The sequence below is a fragment of the Microbacterium sp. DT81.1 genome, assembly GCF_049844955.1.
GTDB lineage: Bacteria > Actinomycetota > Actinomycetes > Actinomycetales > Microbacteriaceae > Microbacterium.
Genome location: NZ_JBNCMA010000002.1, coordinates 379788 through 399348 on the forward strand (window position 1 = coordinate 379788; position 19561 = coordinate 399348).

Sequence of the window (19561 nt, forward strand, 5' to 3'; positions counted from 1 at the left end):
CGTAGTCAGAGAAACCGGTTTCTGACAGAGAGGACGACCGATGCGCATAGCCGTGACGGGAGCATCCGGGCGCCTCGGCCGCAGCGTCACTGCGGTGCTGCGCGGCGCGGGGCATCGCGTGCTCTCGATCGACCGCACGCTGATTCCGGGAGACGAGGGCGAGGCGGTCGATCTGACGGACGCCGCCGCGACGGAGGACGTCTTCGCGCGATTCGAGCCGGATGCCGTGGTGCACCTCGCCGCGATCGCCGTGCCGTTCAGCGCACCCGAGCGCACCATCTTCGCGACGAACACCGGCATGGCCTTCACCGTGATCGAGGCGGCCGTCGCAGCGGGCGCGACGCGCGTGCTCGTCGCCTCCAGCCCCACCGTGCTCGGTTACGGCGGAGCCGACTGGGCGCCGGCGAGGCTTCCCCTCGACGAGCACGAGGAGCGCCGACCCACGAACGGCTACGCGCTGTCGAAGGTGTGCGTCGAAGACACCGTCGAGATGTTCGCGCGCACCAACCCCGGCGTGCGGCTCGCGAGCTTCCGGCCCTGCTACGTGATCGCGCCCGACGAGTGGGCGGGCGTTCCGACCCAGCAGGGCCACACCATCATCGAGCGCCTCGAACGGCCGGAGTTCGCCGCCGTGTCGCTGTTCAACTACCTCGACGGGCGGGACGCCGGGGAGTTCGTCGATGCGTGGCTGCGCGCCGACGACGCACCGAGCGGCGCCCGCTACTTCGTCTCAGCGGCCGACGCTCTCGCGCTCCGGCCGCTCTCCGAGTTGCTTCCCGCCTTCCACCCCGGCACCGCTCCCCTCGCCGACGCGCTGCGCGGGACGGCCTCCGCGTTCTCCTCGGACGCTGCCTTCCGCGACCTCGGCTGGACGGCCAGCCGCAGCTGGCGCACCGAACTTCCGGCCGATGAGGTCGCCCGGCTCGAGGCATCCGTTCTCGAGCTGTCGCTCGAAACGGAAAGGTCCGCATCGTGAGTTTCGCCTTCGCCGATGGCCCGCTGTTCTTCCCGGTCACTGCCTACGCCGAGGACGGCACGGTCGATCACGCGCTGACCCGCGCGCACATCGAAGCGGGCGTCGACGCCGGTCCCGGTGGCGTGTTCCCCGCGTGCGGGACGGGCGAGTTCCACGCACTCTCCGCGAGCGAATCGGTCGCCGTGGCCAGGACGGCGGTCGAGGCCGTCGACGGACGCGTCCCCGTGATCGCGGGCGTCGGCGGGCCGGTCGGACAGGCCATCGAGTCCGCCCGCAACCTGCAGGGAGCCGGCGCCGACGGCCTGCTGCTGCTGCCGCCCTACCTGGTGGGGGCGACGCAGGCGGGCCTTGAGGCGTACGTCGCGGCGGTGGCCTCGGCATCCGAGCTGCCGATCATCGTCTACCACCGCGCGACGGCGAAGTTCGAGGCGGCGACCTTCGCGCGCATCCTCGAGACCCAGCCGACCGTCGTGGGGTTCAAGGACGGCATCGGCGACGTGGCGCTCGCCCAGCAGATCGTGCTCACTGCGCGCGCCGTGCGGGAGGACGTGCAGTTCTTCAACGGCCTTCTGACCGCAGAAGCCAGCCAGGCGGCGTACCGGGCGATCGGCATCCCGCTCTACTCGTCAGCCGTGTTCGCCATGGCGCCCGACATCGCCCGCGCGTTCTACGAGGCCTACCGCGACGGCGACGACGCGCGCTGCGACGAGCTGCTGACCGGGTTCTTCTTCCCGTTGGTCGGACTGCGTGACACCACGCCCGGCTACGCGGTGGCGCTCATCAAGGCCGGCGTTCGCCTGGCCGGGCTTCCCGTCGGGGGAGTACGACCCCCGCTGGTCGACCCCGGTGAGGCTCACACGGCGCGGCTCGAGCAGCTGCTCGCGGCCGGACGGTCGCTCCCGTCGGCCGGCGGCGCACGGATGTCTGAGGGCGCGGTGTCGGAGGTCGCCGGGATGCCGGAGGGCGCGGTGTCGGCTTCTGCCGCAAGTGCCCTCGTCTCGTCATGAGCCGCATCGCTCGCATCGACGTGCGCCGGGTGTCGGCGCGGATGCCTCGGCCCTGGGTGCCCGAGGCGCCCGATCTGCACCTCATCATCGTCAGAGTGGAGGACGATCAGGGCGCCGTCGGCACCGGATTCTCATGGACACCGACCATCGGCGCGTCGGCCGTTTCCGCGCTGCTCGGCGACGACATCCGGCGCTTCGTCGTGGGTCAGGATGCCGACCCCGCCACGCTCTGGCCGCTCCTCTGGGCGCACCTGCACGAGGCCGGAGGCGGGGGCATCACGACCATCGCGATCGCCGGCCTGGACCTCGCGCTGTGGGACCTGCGCACCCGCCGCGACGGCGTCGGCCTCGCCACGGCGCTCGGCCGCCGGCACGAGCGGCTCCCGGTCTACGGCTCCGGCGTGAACCTGCATTACTCGGCCGATGAGCTCGTGGCCCAGGTACGGCGCTGGACGGATCGCGGCCTCGACGCCGTCAAGGTCAAGGTCGGCAAGCCCGACCTCTCCGAAGACATCGAGCGTGTCGCGGCCGTGCGCGATGCGCTCGGGCCGGGCCGGCGGCTGATGATCGACGCCAATCAGCGCTGGGACCTGCCGACCGCCGTGCGCGCCCTCGAGGCGCTCGCCCGTTTCGATCTCACCTGGATCGAGGAGCCCCTCCGGGCCGACGACACCGCCGGCTACCGCGCACTCGGCGCCGAGACATCCGTGCCCATCGCCCTCGGCGAGAACCTGCACACGATCCACCGCTTCCGCGACGTGCTCGACGCCGGCTTCGCCTCGACGGTGCAGCCGAACGTCGTGCGGGTCGGCGGAATCACGCCGTTCCTCGAGATCGCGGCGCTCGCCGGCGAGCGGGGGGTGGATGTCGCTCCGCACCTGCTGCCCGACATCTCCGCCCAGCTCGGCATGGCCCTCCCCGGCGAGACGTGGGTCGAAGATGTCGAGGACGCCGACTTCGCCGCCCTGCGTGTGCTCGCCGCCCCGTCGCCCGTTCGCATCGAGGGACCCTGGGCGACCGTATCCGAGTCCCCGGGGCTCGGCCTGACCTTCGTCCCGACCCCTCAGACCCACACCGAGGAGACCCCATGACTCTCACATCCACGGTCGCATCCACCCCCGCCGACCTCGCCCCCGTGCTCGACCGGTCCGCCGCGGCGGCGGTCGCGCTCCGTTCGATCCCGGACGACGTGCGCGCCGGCTGGCTCGAGGCGATCGCCGACGCCATCGATGCGGCGCGCGAGGAGCTGGTCGAGATCGCCCGCCGAGAGACGCACATCGCCGAGGTGCGGCTCGTCGGAGAGGTCGCCCGCACCACCGGCCAGCTGCGGCTGCTCGCCGGCGTCGTGCGGGAGGGCTCGTACCTCGAGGCGATCCTCGATGACGCGGCCCCCGAGGCGACGCCCCCGCGCCCCGATCTTCGCCGCATGCTCGTCCCGCTCGGCACGGTCGCGAACTTCTCGGCCTCGAACTTCCCGTTCGCCTTCTCGGTCGCCGGAGGCGACACCGCCGCGGCGCTGGCCGCCGGGTGCCCGGTGGTCGTGAAGGCCCACAGCGGGCACCTCGAGCTCTCGCACCGCACCGCCGAGGTCGTCTCCGAGGCCCTCGCCGCGGCGGGCGCACCCGAGGGCACTTTCGCGCTCGTCGAGGGTCGCGAGACGGGCACGGCCCTGGTCGCCCACCCCGTCGTCAAGGCCGGCTCGTTCACCGGATCGGTGAACGGAGGCCGCGCCCTGTTCGACATCGCAACCAGCCGCCCCGACCCGATCCCCTTCTACGGAGAACTGGGCAGCGTGAACCCGGTGGTCGTGACGCCGGGCGCGTCGGCCGCCCGTGCTGCGGAGCTGGCGGAGGGGCTCGTCGGCTCGTTCACCATGGGCTCCGGTCAGCTCTGCACGAAGCCGGGCATCGTCTTCGTCCCCGCTGGCAGCGACATCCCCTCGCTGGCCGCCGCGGCGGTGGGCGAGCCCGTGCCCGCGAAGCTGCTCACCGACTCCATCGACGGCGCCTTCACCGGTGGCTGGGCCGAGCTCGGTGAGATCGAGGGACTCACCCGGCTGGTGGATTCGACCGTCGGGCCGGAAGGCGGGGTGACCCCGGGTCTCGCGCACGCGCCGATCGCCACGTTCCTCTCGGAGCCGCGCCTGCGCGAAGAGCTGTTCGGCCCCGCGACACTGCTCGTCTCGTACGATTCGCTCGAGCAGGTGTTCGCCGCCTTCGACCTGCTGGAGGGCAGCCTGACCGGCACGATCCATGCCGAACCGGGTGAGGACATCGCGGACCTCGTCTCCGTCGTGTCGGAGCGCGTGGGTCGCCTGCTGTTCGCGGGCTGGCCGACCGGGGTCGCGGTCACGTGGTCGCAGCACCACGGCGGACCGTGGCCGGCGACCACCTCGCTCCACACCTCGGTCGGGGCGACGTCGCTGCGGCGGTTCCTGCGGCCGCTCGTCTACCAGAGCGCACCCGAAACGGTGCTGCCGCCGGCGCTGCGCGACGGCAATCCCCTCGGCATCCCGCGGCGCGTCAACGGAGTGCTCGAGCTGCCCTGAGCCCTCCCGCGGCCCGCCGCACAGCGGCTCGTCAGGGCGGCCGCCGAGCGCGGCTCGCCTATCCGTGTGGCGTCGCCGGTCAGCCGAATGCCCGGAACCTGACGCAGTCACCCGGAAACAGCGAGTGGAGCGGTCAGCCGAGGGGCGTGACCCGCAGCCACGCGAACCCGTGCGGCGGCAGCACCAGGCCGTGGTTCAGCTCGAGGTCGCGCTTCTGCACGATCTCGCGCGCCGCGGCCGTGAAGCCGCCGAAGATGATCGGGTCGAGATAGGCGTCGTCGTCGCTCACGTTGGCGAGCACGAGGATCACGGCATCGGCCCCCGGCCGCTGGTAGCCGAGCACCGCCGGATTCTTCGCGTCGAACCCGATCAACTCGCCTCCGGCGAACTCGGGCGTCGCCTTCCTCGTGCGGATCAGTGCCGTGAGCCCGGCGAAGACGCGTCCGGCATCCGTTGTCGGATCCTGCCGCTGCGCGTAGCGTTCGGCGGGCCGGGCCGGGCGATGCACCCAGCGGCTGTCGCCGGATCGGTCCGGGTCGTCGGCGTAGGAGTAGTCGTTCAGCTGCGCGACTTCGTCTCCGAGGTACAGCAGCGGGATCCCGCCGGTCGAGAGAGCGATCGAGTGGGCGAGCAGGATGCGGTCGACCCCGCCGGCATCCCCCGCCTCGACGCCGGCCAGCGACGCCGTGGTGCCGGTGACCCGCGCGTCACCCGTCTTCGCGTTCTCCTGGAAGGGCACGCCGCGCGCGAAGGTGCCGGGGAACCTGCCGACGTAGAAGTCGTTCAGGAACCGCCGGTGCGGGTAGCCGTCGATGCCCAACTCGGCGGCATCCTCGTCGGCGAACGTCCAGCCGATGTCGTCGTGGCTGCGGACGTAGTTGACCCAGGCGGTGCCGGGCGGGAGCGCGTGCCGCCGCTCGAGCGACTGCTGCAGAAGCCGCGGGTCACGGGTGGCGAGGGCCTCCCAGGTGAGGGCCATCTGCAGCGGGTTGTAGGAGAGCTGGCACTCCTCGAGCGAGATGTACTGGATCACCTCGTCCGGGTGCACGATCGCCTCGGACTTGAAGAGCAGCGACGGGGCCGCCATCCGGAGCACCGCGTTGAAGGCGCGCAGCAGCAGGTGTGCCTCGGGGAGCGACTCCGACGGGGTTCCCAGACGCTTCCAGATGAAGGCCACGGCATCCATGCGCAGCACTTCCACGCCCTGGTTCGCGAGGAACAGCATCTCGCCCGCCATCGCGCGGAACACCGCGGGATTCGCGTAGTTCAGGTCCCACTGGAAGTGGTAGAACGTCGCCCAGATCCACCTGCCGTCCTTCAGCTGCACGAAGGAGCCGGGGTGGTCGTCGGGGAAGATCTCCCGCACCGTCTTCTCGTAGGCGTCGGGCATCGTGCGATCGGGGAAGACGAGGTAGAAGTCCTCGAATCCCCGCTCCCCGGCCACCGCCTTGCGAGCCCACTCGTGCTCGTTGCTCGTGTGGTTGAAGATGAAATCGACGACGAGTGAGATTCCGGCGTCGCGCAGCTCGGCGGACAGCGCGGCCAGCTCTTCCATCGTGCCGAGCCTCGGATTCACGCGCCGGTAGCTCGACACGGCATACCCTCCGTCGGAGTTTCCCTCCGGGCTCTCGAAGAGCGGCATCAGGTGCAGGTAGGTGAGCCCCAGCTCCTGGAAGTAGGGGATGCTGTCCCGGATGCCGGCGAGCGAACCCGCGAAGCGGTCGACGTAGCAGACGCCGCCGAGCATGCGGTTCGAGAGGAACCAGCCGGGGTCGGCCTCGCTCTGCTCATCGCGGGCCTTCAGGTCAGGGGAGCGCACCTTCCAGGATGCCGCGGCTTCGGCGATCACCGCCGCGAGCTGATCGAGGCTGTCGTCGCGCTCGCCGTAGAGCTCGAGGAACAGCGGATGGAGGGTGGGGAAGTGCTCGTAGAACCGCCGGGTGAAGGAGGCGTCGATCTCGCCGGCGCCCAGTGTCGCGAGCGCGCGGACCGCGTCGATGTCGTCGGTCCACTCGGCGGTGAGTCTCGGCATTGCGCTCCTCGTGAAGTGGCGACGTGTGCTCTCACCCTAGGTGCCGCAACGGGCGCCCGCGAGGACTGGAGCGCGGCCGGTGCGCCTGGGAGACTTCCCGCATGAGACTCGTTCAAGTGGCGTTGCACGCCTCCGACCTCGACCGCGCGTCGGACTTCTACACGGTGCTGCTCAACACCGATCCAGTGGCCCGGTTCGACCCTCCGGGGCTGCTCTTCTTCGATCTCGACGGTGTGCGGCTGCTGCTGGATGCCGAGGCCCCGGCATCGCTTCTGTATCTGCATGTGCACAACGTGCATGAGACGCTGGAGCGCCTCGACGGCATCGCGGATGTCGTGTCCCGGCCGCACGTCATCTTCCGGCACGAGAACGACACACTCGGTCCCGCCGGGCACGAGGAGTGGCAGGCCTTCATCCGCGACTCGGAGGGCAACATGGTCGGCCTGATCGCGTTCCAGCCCGCCTGACTTGGCACTCCTCCGCTCGCCGCCGCCGGTCTCGGGCACTCCGTGCTGAGCTCGCTCGTCGCTGAGTGCGGGAGTACACCGGGTGTACCCGCACCTTGCGACGAGCGACGCCGTGAGGGCCTGCGTTTTTCGGGGGATTTCGGGTCTCGTGTTCGCTCGAGGCGAACAGAGATCAGACTTGGCACTCTCGGTGTCCGAGTGCTAATCTGAACGTAGTTGAGCCGATAGGGCTCAACTCCCAGAACACAGTCCGGAAAGTTCCGGACGCACGACAGAAGGAGACGACATCATGGCAACCTACGACCCGTTCCGTGACCTCGACCGCCTCGCGTCGACGTTCTTCGAAGGCCGACGCGGCCCACGGTTGATGCCGATGGACCTGTACCGCGACGGTGACCACTACGTGCTGACCGCCGACCTGCCGGGCATCGACCCCGGTTCGGTCGACATCGACGTCGACGGCCAGCTGCTCACGATCCGCGCGGAGCGGACGCTCACCGGCGGAGAAGGAGTCAAGTGGATCACCCGCGAGCGTGAGGCTGCGAGCTTCCTGCGTCAGCTCAACCTCGGTCAGGGCGTCGACACGGAGCACATCGCGGCCAGCTACAGCAACGGTGTGCTGAGCGTGACCATCCCCGTCAGCGAGAAGGCCAAGCCGCGCAAGATCGAAGTGGCGACGGAGGGTGACCAGCAGGTCCTCCAGGCTCGCGAGAGCACCGACGCTCAGCAGTCGGTCGAGCAGTAGCAGCACACGGCGCGCAACGCCCGTCAACCCAGGTGCATCGCCGAACAGCACCGGCGCATCACCGAGCGACAGCGGCGCAGACCGCGAAACACCGGCGCAGCGCCGAACGAACCGCCCCGAGGCAGACCGCCTCGGGGCGTTTCGGCGTATCGGGGCGCTTCCCATCGCGCACTTTCGGGTAAGCCGCACCGTGCGGGTCAGCCGCGGCCTGCGCCGGCGGTCGAAGAAGGAGGACGCCCATGGCCATTCACAGGAGCCTGATCGCGATCATCGCGAGGAGGAATCCGGCGATCTGGGAGGAGATCATCGGTCCGCTCCGGAGTTCGTGTTCGGCTATGCCGTGGGCCTCGCGTTCGCGCTCGAGAGCAGCGTCCACGCCTGGGAGTTCCTCGACGGCGCTCCGGCCCTCGAACAGCTTCACGAAGCGGCGTTCGAGACGGTGGAATCCGCCGGCTGAGCACAAGAGGGCCCGAACGCCGGGCGTACGCTGAGGGGGTGACAGCGTACGTCTCGGCGTTCGAGTTGTTCTCCATCGGCGTGGGACCCTCGAGCTCGCACACGGTCGGCCCCATGCGCGCCGCGCAGGACTTCGCCGCACGACTGCGCGCCTCCGGCCGGCTTTCGGAGGTCGGCCGGGTGACCTGCGTGCTGTACGGCTCACTCGGCGCGACGGGAATCGGGCACGGCACACCGGATGCGATCGTCGGCGGCCTGCAGGGGCTGGCTCCCGAGACGGCAGATCCGGATGCCGTGCGCTCGGCGTGGCGCGACTGGCCCGATGGCGGCGCGCTGGCGCTCGACGGGAACCACCCCGTCCCGTTCGTCAAGGCCGACATCGCGTTCGAGCCGCGGTCGCGGCTGCCCGGCCACCCGAACGCGATGACGCTGTACGCGTGGGCCGCCGAGCATTCCCCGGTCGCTGAGCCTGGCCCGGTCGCTGAGCCTGGCTCGGTCGCTGACCCTGGTTCGGTCGCTGAGCCTGTCGAAGCGTCGGACCGCGCCTCGGTCGCTGAGCCTGGCTCGGTCGCTGAGCCTGTCGAAGCGTCGGACCGCGCCTCGGTCGCTGAGCCTGGCTCGGCCGCTGAGCCTGTCGAAGCGTCGGACCACGACGCCTCGACAAGCTCGGCGACCGGTGCTGGCTCGGCGACCGGTGCTGGCTCGGCGACCGGTGGTGGCTCGGCGACCGATTCGCGCTCGGCGATCCGCACGACGGGCCGAACGATCTACTCCACGGTCCCCGAGCCCGTCGAGGGGACGCCGCTTCTCACCGAGACGTATTACTCCGTCGGCGGCGGGTTCATCCGCCGAGATGGCGAGGAGGCGCAGGTCACCCCGCACGCCTATCCCTACTCGTACGCCGACGCCGAGTCCCTGATCGCGCTGTGCGACGAGCACGGCCTGACGATCGCGGAGCTGGCGAGGCGCAACGAGCAGTCGCTGCGCTCAGAGGACGAGGTGGCCGCGGGGCTCGATGCGATCTGGGACGCCATGGCGGCCTGCGTCGAGGCCGGCCTGCACCACGACGGCGTGCTTCCCGGCCTGCTCGAGGTCAAGCGGCGGGCGTCGGCGATCCGGGAGCAGCTCGAGGCGGCCGAGGCGGGCGGCCACCGGGAGCTTCCCGGTGAGTGGCTCGGCGCGTTCGCGCTCGCCGTCAACGAGGAGAACGCTGCCGGCGGGCGGGTCGTCACGGCGCCGACCAACGGCGCCGCCGGCATCCTGCCCGCCGTTGCGATGTACTGGTGGCGGTTCCTCGCGGACGCCGGGCTCGGAGCGGGGAACGCCGTGACGCCGTACGGCGAACTCGTTGGCAGCGCTCTGCTCGGTTTCGACCCCTCGACAGGCTCGGGGACCGGCTCAGGCTCGGGGACCGGCTCAGGCTCGGGGACCGGCTCAGGCTCGGGGACCGGCTCGGGCTCGGGGACCGGCTCGGGCTCGGGGACCGGCTCAGGCTCGGGGACCGGCTCGGGCTCGGGGACCGGCTCGGGCTCGGGGACCGGCTCAGGCTTGCGGGCCGGCTCGGGCTCGCGACGCGGCACAGGCTCGGACCCGGCCATAGGCTCGCCGCCGCCGAGCGATCCCCTCGACGGGGCCCTCGTGGCCGATGCGAACCGCCGCCGCGGCATCCGTCGCTTTCTGCTCACGGCCACCGCGCTCGGCTCGCTGTTCAAGGCGAACGCGTCGATCTCGGGCGCCGAGGGCGGCTGCCAGGCCGAGGTCGGCTCGGCCTGCGCCATGGCGGCCGGCGGCCTGACCGCCGTCATGGGCGGCACGACGCGGCAGATCGAGAACGCCGCCGAGATCGCCATGGAGCACCACCTCGGGCTGACATGCGATCCGATCGGCGGGCTCGTGCAGATCCCGTGCATCGAGCGGAACGCCATCGCGGCATCCACCGCCGTCACAGCGGCCCGGCTCGCACTCCGCGGCGACGGCTCGCATTACGTCTCGCTCGACGCGGTCGTCGAGACCATGCGCCAGACCGGCGTCGACATGTCGACGAAGTACAAGGAGACCAGCGAAGGCGGCCTGGCGGTCAACGTCATCGAGTGCTGACGGAACAAGCCGTGACCCCCAGGACCGCGACTTCATCCCCCACTGCGCCGCCCCAGCTGCACCCGCTCCACGGTCTCGCCCACCGCCACGAGCACGAGCAGCGCGGCGACCGCCAGCGACAGAACCAGCGCATCGAACAGCGGCGAAGCCACGGCGAGCACGAGAATGCCCGCGATGCCGAGCACGTGCGCCCGCGCCCAGCGGTGCTCGAGCACCCGCCGGAACAGCGTCGTGCCGACGAGGAACAGCAACGGCCCCCCGAGCAGAATCACCGTCACCTCGAGCCCCGCCGAATGTGGATGACCGAGCGCCTCCTTGTCGCCGACGCTCATCAGCACGATCCCCGCGATGATCGCGAGGTGCACCCAGGTGTAGGCGGTGCGGGCGAGGCGGCCCGGTTCGTCGGCGGCCTCGATCGCCTCGGACCCGATGCGCTCGCCGTGGTCGAAGTAGATCCACCAGGCGGCCGCGGCGGTCACGAACGACGTACCGAGCGCGATGATGCTCTCCGGGGATGACTCCGTGCCCGCGAACGCGAAGCCCGCGACGAGCAGGCCCTCACCGATCGCGATCAGCACGAAGAGGGAGGTGCGCTCCGCGATGTGCGGACCGGAGATGTCCCAGGCGCCGATTATCGCCCGCCCGTAGCCGGGCACCGGGAAGCCGAGCACCGTGCCGATCAGCTCCAGCCCGAGCGCGGCGGCCCAGAACGGCAGCTGCAGCTCCAGGGGGAGGAGCGCGCCCGTGATCCAGAGCACGGCGCCGGCAGCCGTCCACGCGAGGACGCAGGTGAAGTCCCGGGCCACCCCGGGGTCGTGCCGCCGCGTCGCCCAGACGATGAAGCCCGTGCGGCCGAGCTGCAGCACGACGTAGGCGATGGCGAACGTCCACGCCCGCTCGCCGAAGGCCTCGGCGATCGCGACGCTCATCAGCAGCGCCACGGCGGCGAGCGCGACCACCGCCCCGCGCACCGGAAGCCTGACGGGGTCGAGCCAGTTGGTCACCCAGGTCGTCGACACCCACGCCCACCACAGCGCGCACACCATGATCACGCCCTCGAGCGCACCGAGCGGAGTCTGGTTCTCGTACAGGTACGCCGAGAGCTGCGTCAGGGCGAACACGAACACCAGGTCGAAGAAGAGCTCGACGTAGGTGACGCGGTCGGCGCGAGGAGTGTCGCTCGGGCGCAGGACGTCGCTTCGCATGCCCAAAGTCATCCCTCATCATCGCAGGCCGCTTCCCTGTCGGTCCCTGCGCTCCATGCTGGCGCCTGGGCTCCGTCGGGGCCCAGGTCTAGGCTGGGCGGATGCCGAACTACGCCGTTCCGACGCCGCGGCGTCCGCGCGGCCGGCCCCGCGGCGGGGGCGCGGACACGCGCGATCGCATCGTCGCGGCGGCCATCGACGAGTTCGGCGAGCGCGGCTACGACGGCGCCACGATGCGCGCGATCGCCGCGCGGGCCGGGGTGGATGCCGCGCTGCTGCACCACTACTTCGGCACCAAGGCCGACCTCTTCGGCGAGACGGTCGGCGCGCCGATGCGCCCGGACCTTGCCCTGCCCGAGATCCTCGACGGTCCCCGCGACGAGGTGGGCGAACGGGTCGTGCGCTACCTGCTCGAGGCGTGGGAGGTGCCGGAGACCCGCAAGCGGGGTGTCGTGCTGCTGCGTTCCGCGATCGGCAACAAGCTCGCGACCCCGCTCCTCGCCGGCTTCATCTCCCGTGAGCTGCTGGGCAAGATCGCGGCGGTGCTCGATACGCCCGACGCCGAGCTGCGTGCGGCGCTCGTCGCCTCCCAGATCGCCGGCCTCCTGATCGGGCGCTACGTGCTGCGGCTGCCGCCGCTGGCCGAGGCATCCGTCGACGAGCTCGTCACCCGGCTCGCGCCCACGGTCCAGCGCTACCTGTTCGACGAACACGAGGGGAAGACATGACCTTCCAGGCATATCTCGACAACATCGAGGAGCAGACCGGCCTCACACCCCGCCAGTTCCTCGAGCTCGCGACCGAGAAAGGCTTCGGGCCCGGCACGAAGGCCACGCCGATCGTCGAGTGGCTCGCCGCGGACTACGGTCTCGGTCGTGGCCATGCGATGGCGCTGGTGCACGTCATCACGAAGGGTCCGAAGATCCCCGGCAAGCACGTCGAGTCGGGCGGCACCCACAGCGACCCGAGCGACACGCTGTGGCTCGACGGCAAGGCGACCAACCCGGCAGGCTGACCCGGCCGCGCGCGGAGCGCGCGCGTCGACGCCTTCCCTCTTGTGATTCCCGCGTCGCCGGAGCATTATTCATCATGTGATGAATAAAACCCCGAGTGCCGCGGCCGCGGCCGCCGTGTCGGTGCGCGGCCTTCGGGTGCGCCGGGGGACGACCACGGTCTTCGACGGGCTCGACGTCCAGATCCCGCGCGGTCAGCTCACGGGACTCCTCGGCCCCTCGGGCTGCGGCAAGACCACGCTGATGCGCTCCATCGTCGGCGTGCAGAAGGTCGACGGGGGAACGGTCACGGTGCTCGGGGCCCCGGCCGGCTCGGCGGCGCTCCGGCACCGCGTCGCGTACGACACCCAGGCGGCCTCCGTCTACGGCGACCTCACGGTCGAGCAGAACCTCGCGTACTTCGCGCGGCTGATCGGCGCTCCGGCGAGCGATGTCGCCCGCGTGATCGGGGAGGTGGGACTCGGGCCGCAGGCCCGGCAGACGGTCGACTCCCTGAGCGGCGGCGAGGAGTACCGCGTCTCGCTCGGCGTGGCGATGCTCGGAACCCCCGAGCTCATCGTGCTCGACGAGCCGACCGTCGGCCTCGACCCGGTGCTGAGGGCCGAGCTGTGGGGACTGTTCCACGCGCTCGCCGAGCGCGGCGCCACCCTCATCGTCTCGAGCCACGTCATGGACGAGGCGCTGCGCTGCGACCGCCTGCTGCTGATGCGCGCCGGCCGGATCATCGCCGACACCACCCCGCAAGGGCTGCTCGCCGACACGGGCGCGGCCGACCCGGATGCGGCGTTCCTCGCGCTCGTCGAGCGCGATCAGGCGGCGCATCCGAAGCTCCGGCGAGAGGGCGACCGCTCATGAACGCCACCCGCACGTTCGCCACCGCGGGCCGGGTGCTCCGGCAGCTCGGCCACGACCACCGCTCGGTCGCCCTGATGCTCATCGCGCCGAGCATCCTGGTCGGGCTCTTCGCCTGGCTCTTCATCGACCAGGACGGGGTGTTCGACACCATCGGTCCGCCGATCCTGGCGCTCTTCCCCTTCGTGATCATGTTCCTCATCACGAGCATCACGACCCTGCGGGAGCGCCGCTCGGGGACCCTCGAGCGCCTCATGACCACGCCGCTCGGCAAGGGCGACTTCATCGCCGGCTACGCCCTCGCCTTCGGAGCCGCCGCGGTGCTGCAGGCCCTGATCACCGTCGCCTTCGCCGTGGGGGTGTGCCGGCTCGACGTCGAGGGACCGCTCTGGCAGCTCGGCCTCGTCGCCGTCGTCGACGCGCTCCTCGGGACCGCGCTGGGCCTGCTCGCGAGCGCCTTCGCCCGCACCGAGTTCCAGGCCGTGCAGTTCATGCCGCTGATCGTCTTCCCACAGATCATCGTCGGAGGCATCTTCATGCCCCGTGACGAGATGCCGGACCTGCTCTACGCGATCTCGAACTTCCTGCCGCTCAGCTACGCGATCGACGCCGTGAACGCCGTGACCGCGGGGGATGAGGGCTGGGACGTGGTCAGCCCGCTCCTCGTCGTGCTCGGATTCGTGGTCGGCGCCGTCATCCTGGCCGCCTTGACGTTGCGGCGCCGTACACCGTAGGTCGGCGGTCCGAGCCCGACCGGCCGGGCCGCCCGCCGGTCAGCGCCCCCGAGCCTTCAGCACTCCGGCGGGGGAGTGCGCAGCTTCGCGGTCAGGTCGCGCAGCACCCGGAGCTCCTCGACGTCGAGACCCGACATCCGCTCCGCGATGCGACGTCCGTGCTGCGTCGCCATCGTGCGGAAGGAGCGGGCACCCTGCTCGGTCGCGCGAACCAGTGCGCCCCGACCGTCGTCGGGGTCGGGGCATTTGGTAACGAGTCCGCGCGCGACCATGCGGTCCACGAGGCGCGAGACGCTCGGTTGGCTGACGAGCATGAGCGAGGTCACATCTCGCAGCCGCGCCGTCATCTCGGGGGCCCGAGTGACGGTCAGCAGTACGTCGTATTCTGCCTGGGAGAGGGTGGTGTCGTCGAAATCAACGCTGAGATCTCCGAACACCTCGTGCTGTGCCCGAAAGAGGCTCTCCCAGGCCTCGATGGCAAGACGGCGGTCATTCATCGCACCAGGGTAACGCCCGTAGGCTGGCCCGCGTGAGGATGCCTGTGAGGAACGCACGCCCGGCCCGTGCATCGGTCCGGTGGATGCGCGGCGCCGCGACGCTCGCGGCATCCATCGTTCTCGCGGCGCTCGCTTCGGTCGCCGCCGCACCCGCTGTGGCATCCGTCCCCGCGTTCGCGGCGTTCGCCGTCGCGGATCCTGCCAACGTCGCCCCGCCGACGGCCGCCGGCGTGCAGGACTTCGTCTTCGAGAGCATGGACGTCGACTACACGCTGGACCGCGCGGACGACGGCACCAGCCGGCTCTCGGTGGTCGAGACGTTCGTCGCCGTGTTCCCGGAGTTCGACCAGAACCGCGGCATGCAGCGCCGCATCCCGGATTCGTACAACGGAGTGCCGACCTTCCCCACGCTGGCCTCGGTCACGGATGCCGAGGGCGACCCGCGTCCAGAGGAGACCGAGAGCGAGGACGGCCACCTCGTCGTCACGTCCCGCTCCGACGACTTCGTGCACGGACGGCAGACATACGTCTTCACGTACACGATGCAGAACGTGGTCGGAGCCTTCGCCGACACCGACGCGGACGAGTTCTACTGGGACGTGAACGGGGTCGACTGGGCGCAGCCGTTCGGCCGGGTGTCCGCGCGGGTGAGCATGCCGGCCGACCTCGCCGGCGCGCTGACAGGGGAGGAGGCCTGCTACCGCGGCTCGCAGGGGTCGACGGCGACGTGCGAGATCGCGCGGGATGCCGGGGCCTCCGGTTCGGCGGTGCTGTCGGCATCCGCCGCCGAACTGGGTCCGTTCGAGACGATGACCGTCGCGATCGGCTTCGAGAGCGGCACCTTCACGCCGTTCGACTCGTCGTACTTCGCGTCGCCGTGGGGCTGGCTGCAGGCACTCGCCGCGCTGCTGGTCGCCGGGGCGATCGCGCTGGCCGCCGTCGCGCGCCGGCGGCACCTGCGCGATGACCCCGGGCGCCCCACGATCATCACGGAGTTCACCCCGCCGCCCGAGATCGACGCACTCGAGAGCGCGGTGCTGCTGGGCAAGACGACGAAGGCGATTCCCGCCGAGGTGCTGGAGCAGGCGGTTGCCGGGTCGATCCACATCGTCGAGGGTCCGCCGAAGATGTTCGGGGGGACCAAGCTCGAGGCGCAGCTGGTCGATCCCTCGCGGGCCGACGGTGACGGGCGGATGCTGCTCGATGGGCTCTTCGGCCCCGGAGCGCCCGCCGGGTCGGTCTACGAGTTCGGGCGCGCCGACACGCGGTTCTCCTCCGCCGCCCAGAAGATCCTCAAGGCGGCGTCGACAGAGCTGAGCACGCGCGGCCTCCGCCGGCCGGTCTCGCCGATGGTGCCGGCGAGGCCGATCCTCGCCGCGATCGGCGCCGGGGCGCTCGTGTTCGTGCTCGGGTTCGCGGCGATCAGCGCCGGCGTCTTCCCGCTCGGTCCCATCGCCGTGATGGCGGTCGCCGTCGTGGGCTTCTTCGTGGTGGTCGGGCTCGTGACGCGCACGCCGCTGACCGCCAAGGGCGCCGAGACCCGCGACCATCTCGAGGGCCTGAAGGTGTTCATCGAGTGGGCGGAGGCGGACCGCATCCGGATGCTGCAATCACCGCACGGCGCCGAGCGGCAGCGGATCGACACCAACGACCCGCGGCAGATGCTGAAGCTGTACGAGGTGCTTCTCCCTTACGCGGTCGTCTTCGGCCAGGAGAAGGAATGGGCGGAGCAGCTCGCGGTGCTCTACGGCGCCGACGGCTCGCCCGGCTGGTACACCGGGTCGAGCGGCTTCCACGCGGCCGCGTTCGCTTCCGGCATCGGTTCGCTGTCATCGAGCGCGTCGGCGTCGTCGAGCACCTCCGGCGGCTCCAGCGGAGGAGGCTCCGCCGGTGGTGGAGGTGGCGGCGGGGGAGGCGGCGGCGTCTGACCCGCGGGGTTCGGTCCCTGGCCCCGGCCCGGTCCCTGGCCCCGGCCCGGTCCCTGAGCCCGTCGAAGGGTCGCGGCTCCGCAGTCCTACTTCCCCGCGACGGCGCTGCTGACGTCCGTGGGGCTGTCGAACGAGTCCCGCGAGGCGGACTCGAGCGCCTGTACGAGCTCGTCGGGTGCGCCCTGGTCCCGCGCAGTCCGGACGAGGTCGTCCCGGCTCGCCGGGTAGTCCACGCCGCTGAGGTACTTCTGGAGCTCGATCGGGGTCGGGTTGTTGTCGGACATGGTGCTTCCTTTCGTTGATCTACGGAGTGTCTTCGCTACGACGCGGCGGGAACGGCCGGCCCGGTCTGCCATCGCAGCAGGGCCGCCACGGCCGCCTCGCCGGGCAGCGTCAGCGGGTGATCGTCGAGCCCGGCTTCGCGGGTGAAGTAGACGCGGGCGTCGGTGAGCAGCGCCGCGCGCAGGAGGGCCGACCGCGCCGGAACCTTGCCGAGGATCCTCGCGGTCAGCGCGTCCTCGGGGGTCGAGGCGACCCAGGGGGCGTCATCCAGAGCAAGCAGCTCGCGGTCGGCCAGCCGCGCGTCGTCGATGAGCAGCGCGTCGACCTGGGCGGAGGCGAGCGCGTGAACAACGCCGCCGACCGTCAGCTCGGCGAGGTTGTCGCCGCGGCCCTCGTGCAGGTTGATGAGGTCCGTGATGGCCTCCTCGTCCGCGCGGACGATCCGCTCGATCTCGGCATCGATCCGCTCGGTGAGGCGTTCGTCGCTCGCGCCCTCCGGCTCGGTGTCGGTCGGCTCCACGACGAGGATCGCCTTCGCCTCGTGCGAGAGCTCGTCCGCGAGCAGCTGCCGGGCGCGGATGTCGCCCGCGACGACGAGCAGCCGGGGCCGGTGCCGGCGCACCAGGTGGTCGATGGTGGTCGCGACCTCGGACTGCGTCTGCTTCCAGATCTCCTCGACGTGGTCCTGGGTGTGCTCGTTGCGGGATCCGGTGCCGCGCTTGGGCTTGTGCAGGCTGTCGGTGCGCCCCTCGACGTACTGGCTGGTCTCGGGGGCGGCCTTGCCGACCTGGAACAGCGTCACCCGCCCGCCCTCGCGGGCGGTCTCGACGACGAGGTACGAGAAGGCGGTCAGGGCGTGCTTGACCGCCGGCGAGAGGTCCGGCACCCGGCCGAAGCTCACGGATTCGGCATCCGCCGGCGTCGAGCGGATCACCTCCGTGAGAAGCGGTTCGCCCCCGCGCACGACGGAGAGGACGGTGACCGGACTGGGCACGCTTTCGGCCTCGGTCAGGGCTTCGACGACCGCCTCGATGTCGGCATCGGGGGCTCCGGCGCGTCGCAGCGCGTCCACCGCGCTGTGCGAACGGGCCCGCTCGACCTGCGGGGGATCGGCCGTGTCGACGGACATGTCGACGTAGACGCACGAGACCGGCTCGGGCTCGCGGTAGACGTCGGCCAGTGTTCGGAGGTAGTCGGTCGTGTTGTCCACGAGACCCCTTTCGTCTGGGAATCGTTCAGTTCACGACAGACGGTAGCCGCGCACCCCGGGGGGCTCGGCAGGGGCTTGACAAGGTATGCGGGATCACCCGATCGCGGGGTGCGCCCGAGGAAGAGGGGCGGATGCCGGAGGCAAGAGCGGCGGTGGACGGCTTGATGCCGGAGGCAAGAGTAAGGGCCGGTCGGAGAGGCTCCCGACCGGCCCTTGTCCCTTGCACCAAGAGTGTCCTGCAATCACATGTCGGTAGCTGCCACAGCAAAACAACTACCGTGCTTGCACTCTATAACGACGAGGTAACGGATGGGAAGGGGTTCTCGTTATCTTTTTGTGATTCTCCTCGAAGCGCGTCACAGAACCCTTATCCGGTGCGCCGATGTCTTGTCGGGGTGGGGCTGATCCGATCGACATTCCCGGGGTCTGTTCTCACGGCTCAGTCGTTGGAGTCAACGGACTCATCTTCGAGCAGCATCCCGACCGATGTGGCGCAGGTATCGCCGCCCCAGGCTTCGATGCCCTCTCGGATCGCAAACCCGGCGATGATGAGGCCCGCAATCGCATCGGCCCACCACCATCCGAACAGGCTGTTCACGATGAGGCCCGCGAGCACCGCTGCAGAGAGGTACGTGCAGATGAGGGTCTGCTTGGAGTCCGCGACGGCCGTGGCCGATCCGAGTTCGCGGCCCGCGCGTCGCTCCGCGAGGGAGAGGAACGGCATGATGATGACGCTGAGAGCGGTGATGACGATGCCGATGGTGGAGTGCTCGACCTCGACCTGACCCACGAGTGCAAGCACGGACGAGACCGTGACGTATGCGGCGAGGGCGAAGAACGCGACCGCGATGACGCGGAGCGTTCCCTTCTCCCACCGCTCGGGGTCGCGACGCGTGAACTGCCATGCGACCGCGGCGGCGGACAGGACCTCGATCGTGGAGTCCAGGCCGAACCCGATCAGCGCGGCCGACGATGCCACGGTGCCCGCGGTGATCGCGACGACGGCTTCGATCAGGTTGTAGGCGATTGTCGCGGTGACGATCCACCGGATGCGGCGGTGAAGAACGTGCCGGCGGTCGTCGGCCACGCGGGGTGCGGTGGTGGTCATGCGCAGGTGCAGCTCTCTCCGGCGCAGGAGCCGGGCTCGACGTAGAGGACGACGCGCAGCAGCTCATCCAGGGCCGGGGCCAGGTGTGCGTCCGTGAGCCGATACCACGTGCGTCGGCCGTCGGGTACCGCCTCCACCAGGCCGCAGCCACGAAGGCACGCCAGCTGATTGGACATGACCTGTCGAGAAACGCCCAGAGCATCGGCCAGGTCCGAGGGGTAGGCGGGCGCCTCACGCAGGGCCAGGAGTACGCCGGCGCGAGTGGCGTCGGACAGAGCATGACCCAGTCGAGCCAGCGCCGCGGTGTGCGTCACGGTTGCGGTTGCGGGAGACATACGAGGGAGAATACATAGAACGCTGAATAAACGAAACTGTGTACTTGTGAGGCGGCCTCCTTCTCTTCG

Annotated in this window: 20 protein-coding genes; 12 read left to right on the top strand and 8 right to left on the bottom strand. The window is 70.7% G+C overall.

Annotated features, from left to right (window positions below; all coding sequences use genetic code 11):
- Positions 1 to 40 precede the first annotated feature (40 nt).
- From ACLQ2Q_RS06940 to ACLQ2Q_RS06955, 4 genes are read left to right on the top strand one after another with little or no spacing between them, the layout of a single operon-like run.
- Positions 41 to 976: an NAD-dependent epimerase/dehydratase family protein gene (locus tag ACLQ2Q_RS06940; protein ID WP_425819346.1), complete on the top strand. Its 936-nt coding sequence runs from the start codon at positions 41 to 43 to the stop codon at positions 974 to 976.
- Positions 973 to 1983 carry a 5-dehydro-4-deoxyglucarate dehydratase gene (locus tag ACLQ2Q_RS06945; protein ID WP_425819348.1) on the top strand — a complete coding sequence of 337 codons (1011 nt, stop codon included), beginning with the start codon at positions 973 to 975 and terminating at the stop codon, positions 1981 to 1983. The genes ACLQ2Q_RS06940 and ACLQ2Q_RS06945 overlap by 4 nt, the downstream gene beginning before the upstream one ends.
- Complete coding sequence (locus ACLQ2Q_RS06950) at positions 1980 to 3074, top strand: mandelate racemase/muconate lactonizing enzyme family protein (RefSeq protein ID WP_425819350.1); 1095 nt, start codon at positions 1980 to 1982, stop codon at positions 3072 to 3074. The genes ACLQ2Q_RS06945 and ACLQ2Q_RS06950 overlap by 4 nt, the downstream gene beginning before the upstream one ends.
- Positions 3071 to 4531: an aldehyde dehydrogenase (NADP(+)) gene (locus tag ACLQ2Q_RS06955; RefSeq protein WP_425819352.1), complete on the top strand. Its 1461-nt coding sequence runs from the start codon at positions 3071 to 3073 to the stop codon at positions 4529 to 4531. Before ACLQ2Q_RS06950 ends, ACLQ2Q_RS06955 begins: the two co-directional genes overlap by 4 nt.
- A gap of 133 nt (positions 4532 to 4664) precedes the next feature.
- Here ACLQ2Q_RS06955 and ACLQ2Q_RS06960 read toward each other — a convergent pair whose 3' ends face one another.
- A complete protein-coding gene (locus tag ACLQ2Q_RS06960; RefSeq protein ID WP_425819354.1) occupies positions 4665 to 6563 on the bottom strand; it encodes an amylosucrase in 1899 nt (632 codons plus the stop codon).
- Between the two features lie 101 nt (positions 6564 to 6664).
- Between ACLQ2Q_RS06960 and ACLQ2Q_RS06965 the strand changes: the two genes are divergently transcribed.
- Both ACLQ2Q_RS06965 and ACLQ2Q_RS06970 read left to right on the top strand, forming a co-directional pair.
- Positions 6665 to 7030, top strand: coding sequence for a VOC family protein (locus ACLQ2Q_RS06965; RefSeq protein WP_425819356.1), 366 nt, complete (start codon positions 6665 to 6667; stop codon positions 7028 to 7030).
- Positions 7031 to 7319: 289 nt separating this feature from the next.
- Entirely contained in the window at positions 7320 to 7775 is a 456-nt protein-coding gene (locus ACLQ2Q_RS06970) for an Hsp20/alpha crystallin family protein (RefSeq protein ID WP_425819358.1), read from the top strand.
- A 247-nt stretch (positions 7776 to 8022) separates the two neighbouring features.
- Here ACLQ2Q_RS06970 and ACLQ2Q_RS06975 read toward each other — a convergent pair whose 3' ends face one another.
- Positions 8023 to 8196: a hypothetical protein gene (locus ACLQ2Q_RS06975; protein WP_425819360.1), complete on the bottom strand. Its 174-nt coding sequence runs from the start codon at positions 8194 to 8196 to the stop codon at positions 8023 to 8025.
- A 74-nt stretch (positions 8197 to 8270) separates the two neighbouring features.
- On the opposite strand from ACLQ2Q_RS06975, the gene ACLQ2Q_RS06980 reads away from it, so the two are divergent.
- On the top strand, positions 8271 to 10328 hold the full coding sequence (locus ACLQ2Q_RS06980; RefSeq protein ID WP_425819362.1) for an L-serine ammonia-lyase, iron-sulfur-dependent, subunit alpha: 2058 nt from the start codon (positions 8271 to 8273) through the stop codon (positions 10326 to 10328).
- Between the two features lie 32 nt (positions 10329 to 10360).
- Here the strand turns inward: ACLQ2Q_RS06980 and ACLQ2Q_RS06985 are convergent, their stop codons facing one another.
- Positions 10361 to 11533 carry a low temperature requirement protein A gene (locus tag ACLQ2Q_RS06985; protein ID WP_425819363.1) on the bottom strand — a complete coding sequence of 391 codons (1173 nt, stop codon included), beginning with the start codon at positions 11531 to 11533 and terminating at the stop codon, positions 10361 to 10363.
- Positions 11534 to 11634: 101 nt separating this feature from the next.
- On the opposite strand from ACLQ2Q_RS06985, the gene ACLQ2Q_RS06990 reads away from it, so the two are divergent.
- From ACLQ2Q_RS06990 to ACLQ2Q_RS07005, 4 genes are all read left to right on the top strand, one after another.
- The gene (locus ACLQ2Q_RS06990) at positions 11635 to 12261 is read left to right on the top strand and encodes a TetR family transcriptional regulator (protein ID WP_425819365.1); all 627 of its coding nucleotides are present in this window, start codon (positions 11635 to 11637) and stop codon (positions 12259 to 12261) included.
- Positions 12258 to 12548: a DUF4287 domain-containing protein gene (locus ACLQ2Q_RS06995; RefSeq protein WP_425819367.1), complete on the top strand. Its 291-nt coding sequence runs from the start codon at positions 12258 to 12260 to the stop codon at positions 12546 to 12548. The genes ACLQ2Q_RS06990 and ACLQ2Q_RS06995 overlap by 4 nt, the downstream gene beginning before the upstream one ends.
- Positions 12549 to 12627: 79 nt before the next feature.
- Positions 12628 to 13401 carry an ABC transporter ATP-binding protein gene (locus tag ACLQ2Q_RS07000; RefSeq protein WP_425819369.1) on the top strand — a complete coding sequence of 258 codons (774 nt, stop codon included), beginning with the start codon at positions 12628 to 12630 and terminating at the stop codon, positions 13399 to 13401.
- Positions 13398 to 14132 (top strand): ABC transporter permease, encoded by a 735-nt coding sequence (locus ACLQ2Q_RS07005; protein WP_425819371.1) that lies wholly within the window; start codon positions 13398 to 13400, stop codon positions 14130 to 14132. Before ACLQ2Q_RS07000 ends, ACLQ2Q_RS07005 begins: the two co-directional genes overlap by 4 nt.
- Positions 14133 to 14188: 56 nt before the next feature.
- Here ACLQ2Q_RS07005 and ACLQ2Q_RS07010 read toward each other — a convergent pair whose 3' ends face one another.
- Positions 14189 to 14629, bottom strand: a complete 441-nt coding sequence (locus ACLQ2Q_RS07010) for a MarR family winged helix-turn-helix transcriptional regulator (RefSeq protein ID WP_425819373.1) — start codon at positions 14627 to 14629, stop codon at positions 14189 to 14191.
- Positions 14630 to 14673: 44 nt separating this feature from the next.
- On the opposite strand from ACLQ2Q_RS07010, the gene ACLQ2Q_RS07015 reads away from it, so the two are divergent.
- On the top strand, positions 14674 to 16557 hold the full coding sequence (locus ACLQ2Q_RS07015) for a DUF2207 domain-containing protein (protein ID WP_425819375.1): 1884 nt from the start codon (positions 14674 to 14676) through the stop codon (positions 16555 to 16557).
- An 86-nt stretch (positions 16558 to 16643) separates the two neighbouring features.
- Here ACLQ2Q_RS07015 and ACLQ2Q_RS07020 read toward each other — a convergent pair whose 3' ends face one another.
- From ACLQ2Q_RS07020 to ACLQ2Q_RS07035, 4 genes are all read right to left on the bottom strand, one after another.
- On the bottom strand, positions 16644 to 16841 hold the full coding sequence (locus tag ACLQ2Q_RS07020; protein ID WP_425819377.1) for a DUF2795 domain-containing protein: 198 nt from the start codon (positions 16839 to 16841) through the stop codon (positions 16644 to 16646).
- Between the two features lie 35 nt (positions 16842 to 16876).
- Complete coding sequence (locus ACLQ2Q_RS07025; protein ID WP_425819379.1) at positions 16877 to 18049, bottom strand: hypothetical protein; 1173 nt, start codon at positions 18047 to 18049, stop codon at positions 16877 to 16879.
- 439 nt (positions 18050 to 18488) lie between these two features.
- Positions 18489 to 19157 carry a cation diffusion facilitator family transporter gene (locus tag ACLQ2Q_RS07030; RefSeq protein ID WP_425819381.1) on the bottom strand — a complete coding sequence of 223 codons (669 nt, stop codon included), beginning with the start codon at positions 19155 to 19157 and terminating at the stop codon, positions 18489 to 18491.
- Positions 19154 to 19492 carry an ArsR/SmtB family transcription factor gene (locus tag ACLQ2Q_RS07035; protein WP_425819383.1) on the bottom strand — a complete coding sequence of 113 codons (339 nt, stop codon included), beginning with the start codon at positions 19490 to 19492 and terminating at the stop codon, positions 19154 to 19156. The genes ACLQ2Q_RS07030 and ACLQ2Q_RS07035 overlap by 4 nt, the downstream gene beginning before the upstream one ends.
- Between the last annotated feature and the right edge of the window lie 69 nt (positions 19493 to 19561).

Bases quoted from the DNA above. Each gene is read 5' to 3' on its own strand.
- ACLQ2Q_RS06940 (WP_425819346.1), top strand. From the start codon at position 41: ATGCGCATAGCCGTGACGGGAGCATCCGGGCGCCTCGGCCGCAGCGTC.
- ACLQ2Q_RS06950 (WP_425819350.1), top strand. From the start codon at position 1,980: ATGAGCCGCATCGCTCGCATCGACGTGCGCCGGGTGTCGGCGCGGATG.
- ACLQ2Q_RS06955 (WP_425819352.1), top strand. From the start codon at position 3,071: ATGACTCTCACATCCACGGTCGCATCCACCCCCGCCGACCTCGCCCCC.
- ACLQ2Q_RS06960 (WP_425819354.1), bottom strand. From the start codon at position 6,563: ATGCCGAGACTCACCGCCGAGTGGACCGACGACATCGACGCGGTCCGC.
- ACLQ2Q_RS06965 (WP_425819356.1), top strand. From the start codon at position 6,665: ATGAGACTCGTTCAAGTGGCGTTGCACGCCTCCGACCTCGACCGCGCG.
- ACLQ2Q_RS06970 (WP_425819358.1), top strand. From the start codon at position 7,320: ATGGCAACCTACGACCCGTTCCGTGACCTCGACCGCCTCGCGTCGACG.
- ACLQ2Q_RS06985 (WP_425819363.1), bottom strand. From the start codon at position 11,533: ATGCGAAGCGACGTCCTGCGCCCGAGCGACACTCCTCGCGCCGACCGC.
- ACLQ2Q_RS06990 (WP_425819365.1), top strand. From the start codon at position 11,635: ATGCCGAACTACGCCGTTCCGACGCCGCGGCGTCCGCGCGGCCGGCCC.
- ACLQ2Q_RS06995 (WP_425819367.1), top strand. From the start codon at position 12,258: ATGACCTTCCAGGCATATCTCGACAACATCGAGGAGCAGACCGGCCTC.
- ACLQ2Q_RS07000 (WP_425819369.1), top strand. From the start codon at position 12,628: ATGAATAAAACCCCGAGTGCCGCGGCCGCGGCCGCCGTGTCGGTGCGC.
- ACLQ2Q_RS07005 (WP_425819371.1), top strand. From the start codon at position 13,398: ATGAACGCCACCCGCACGTTCGCCACCGCGGGCCGGGTGCTCCGGCAG.
- ACLQ2Q_RS07010 (WP_425819373.1), bottom strand. From the start codon at position 14,629: ATGAATGACCGCCGTCTTGCCATCGAGGCCTGGGAGAGCCTCTTTCGG.
- ACLQ2Q_RS07020 (WP_425819377.1), bottom strand. From the start codon at position 16,841: ATGTCCGACAACAACCCGACCCCGATCGAGCTCCAGAAGTACCTCAGC.
- ACLQ2Q_RS07030 (WP_425819381.1), bottom strand. From the start codon at position 19,157: ATGACCACCACCGCACCCCGCGTGGCCGACGACCGCCGGCACGTTCTT.
- ACLQ2Q_RS07035 (WP_425819383.1), bottom strand. From the start codon at position 19,492: ATGTCTCCCGCAACCGCAACCGTGACGCACACCGCGGCGCTGGCTCGA.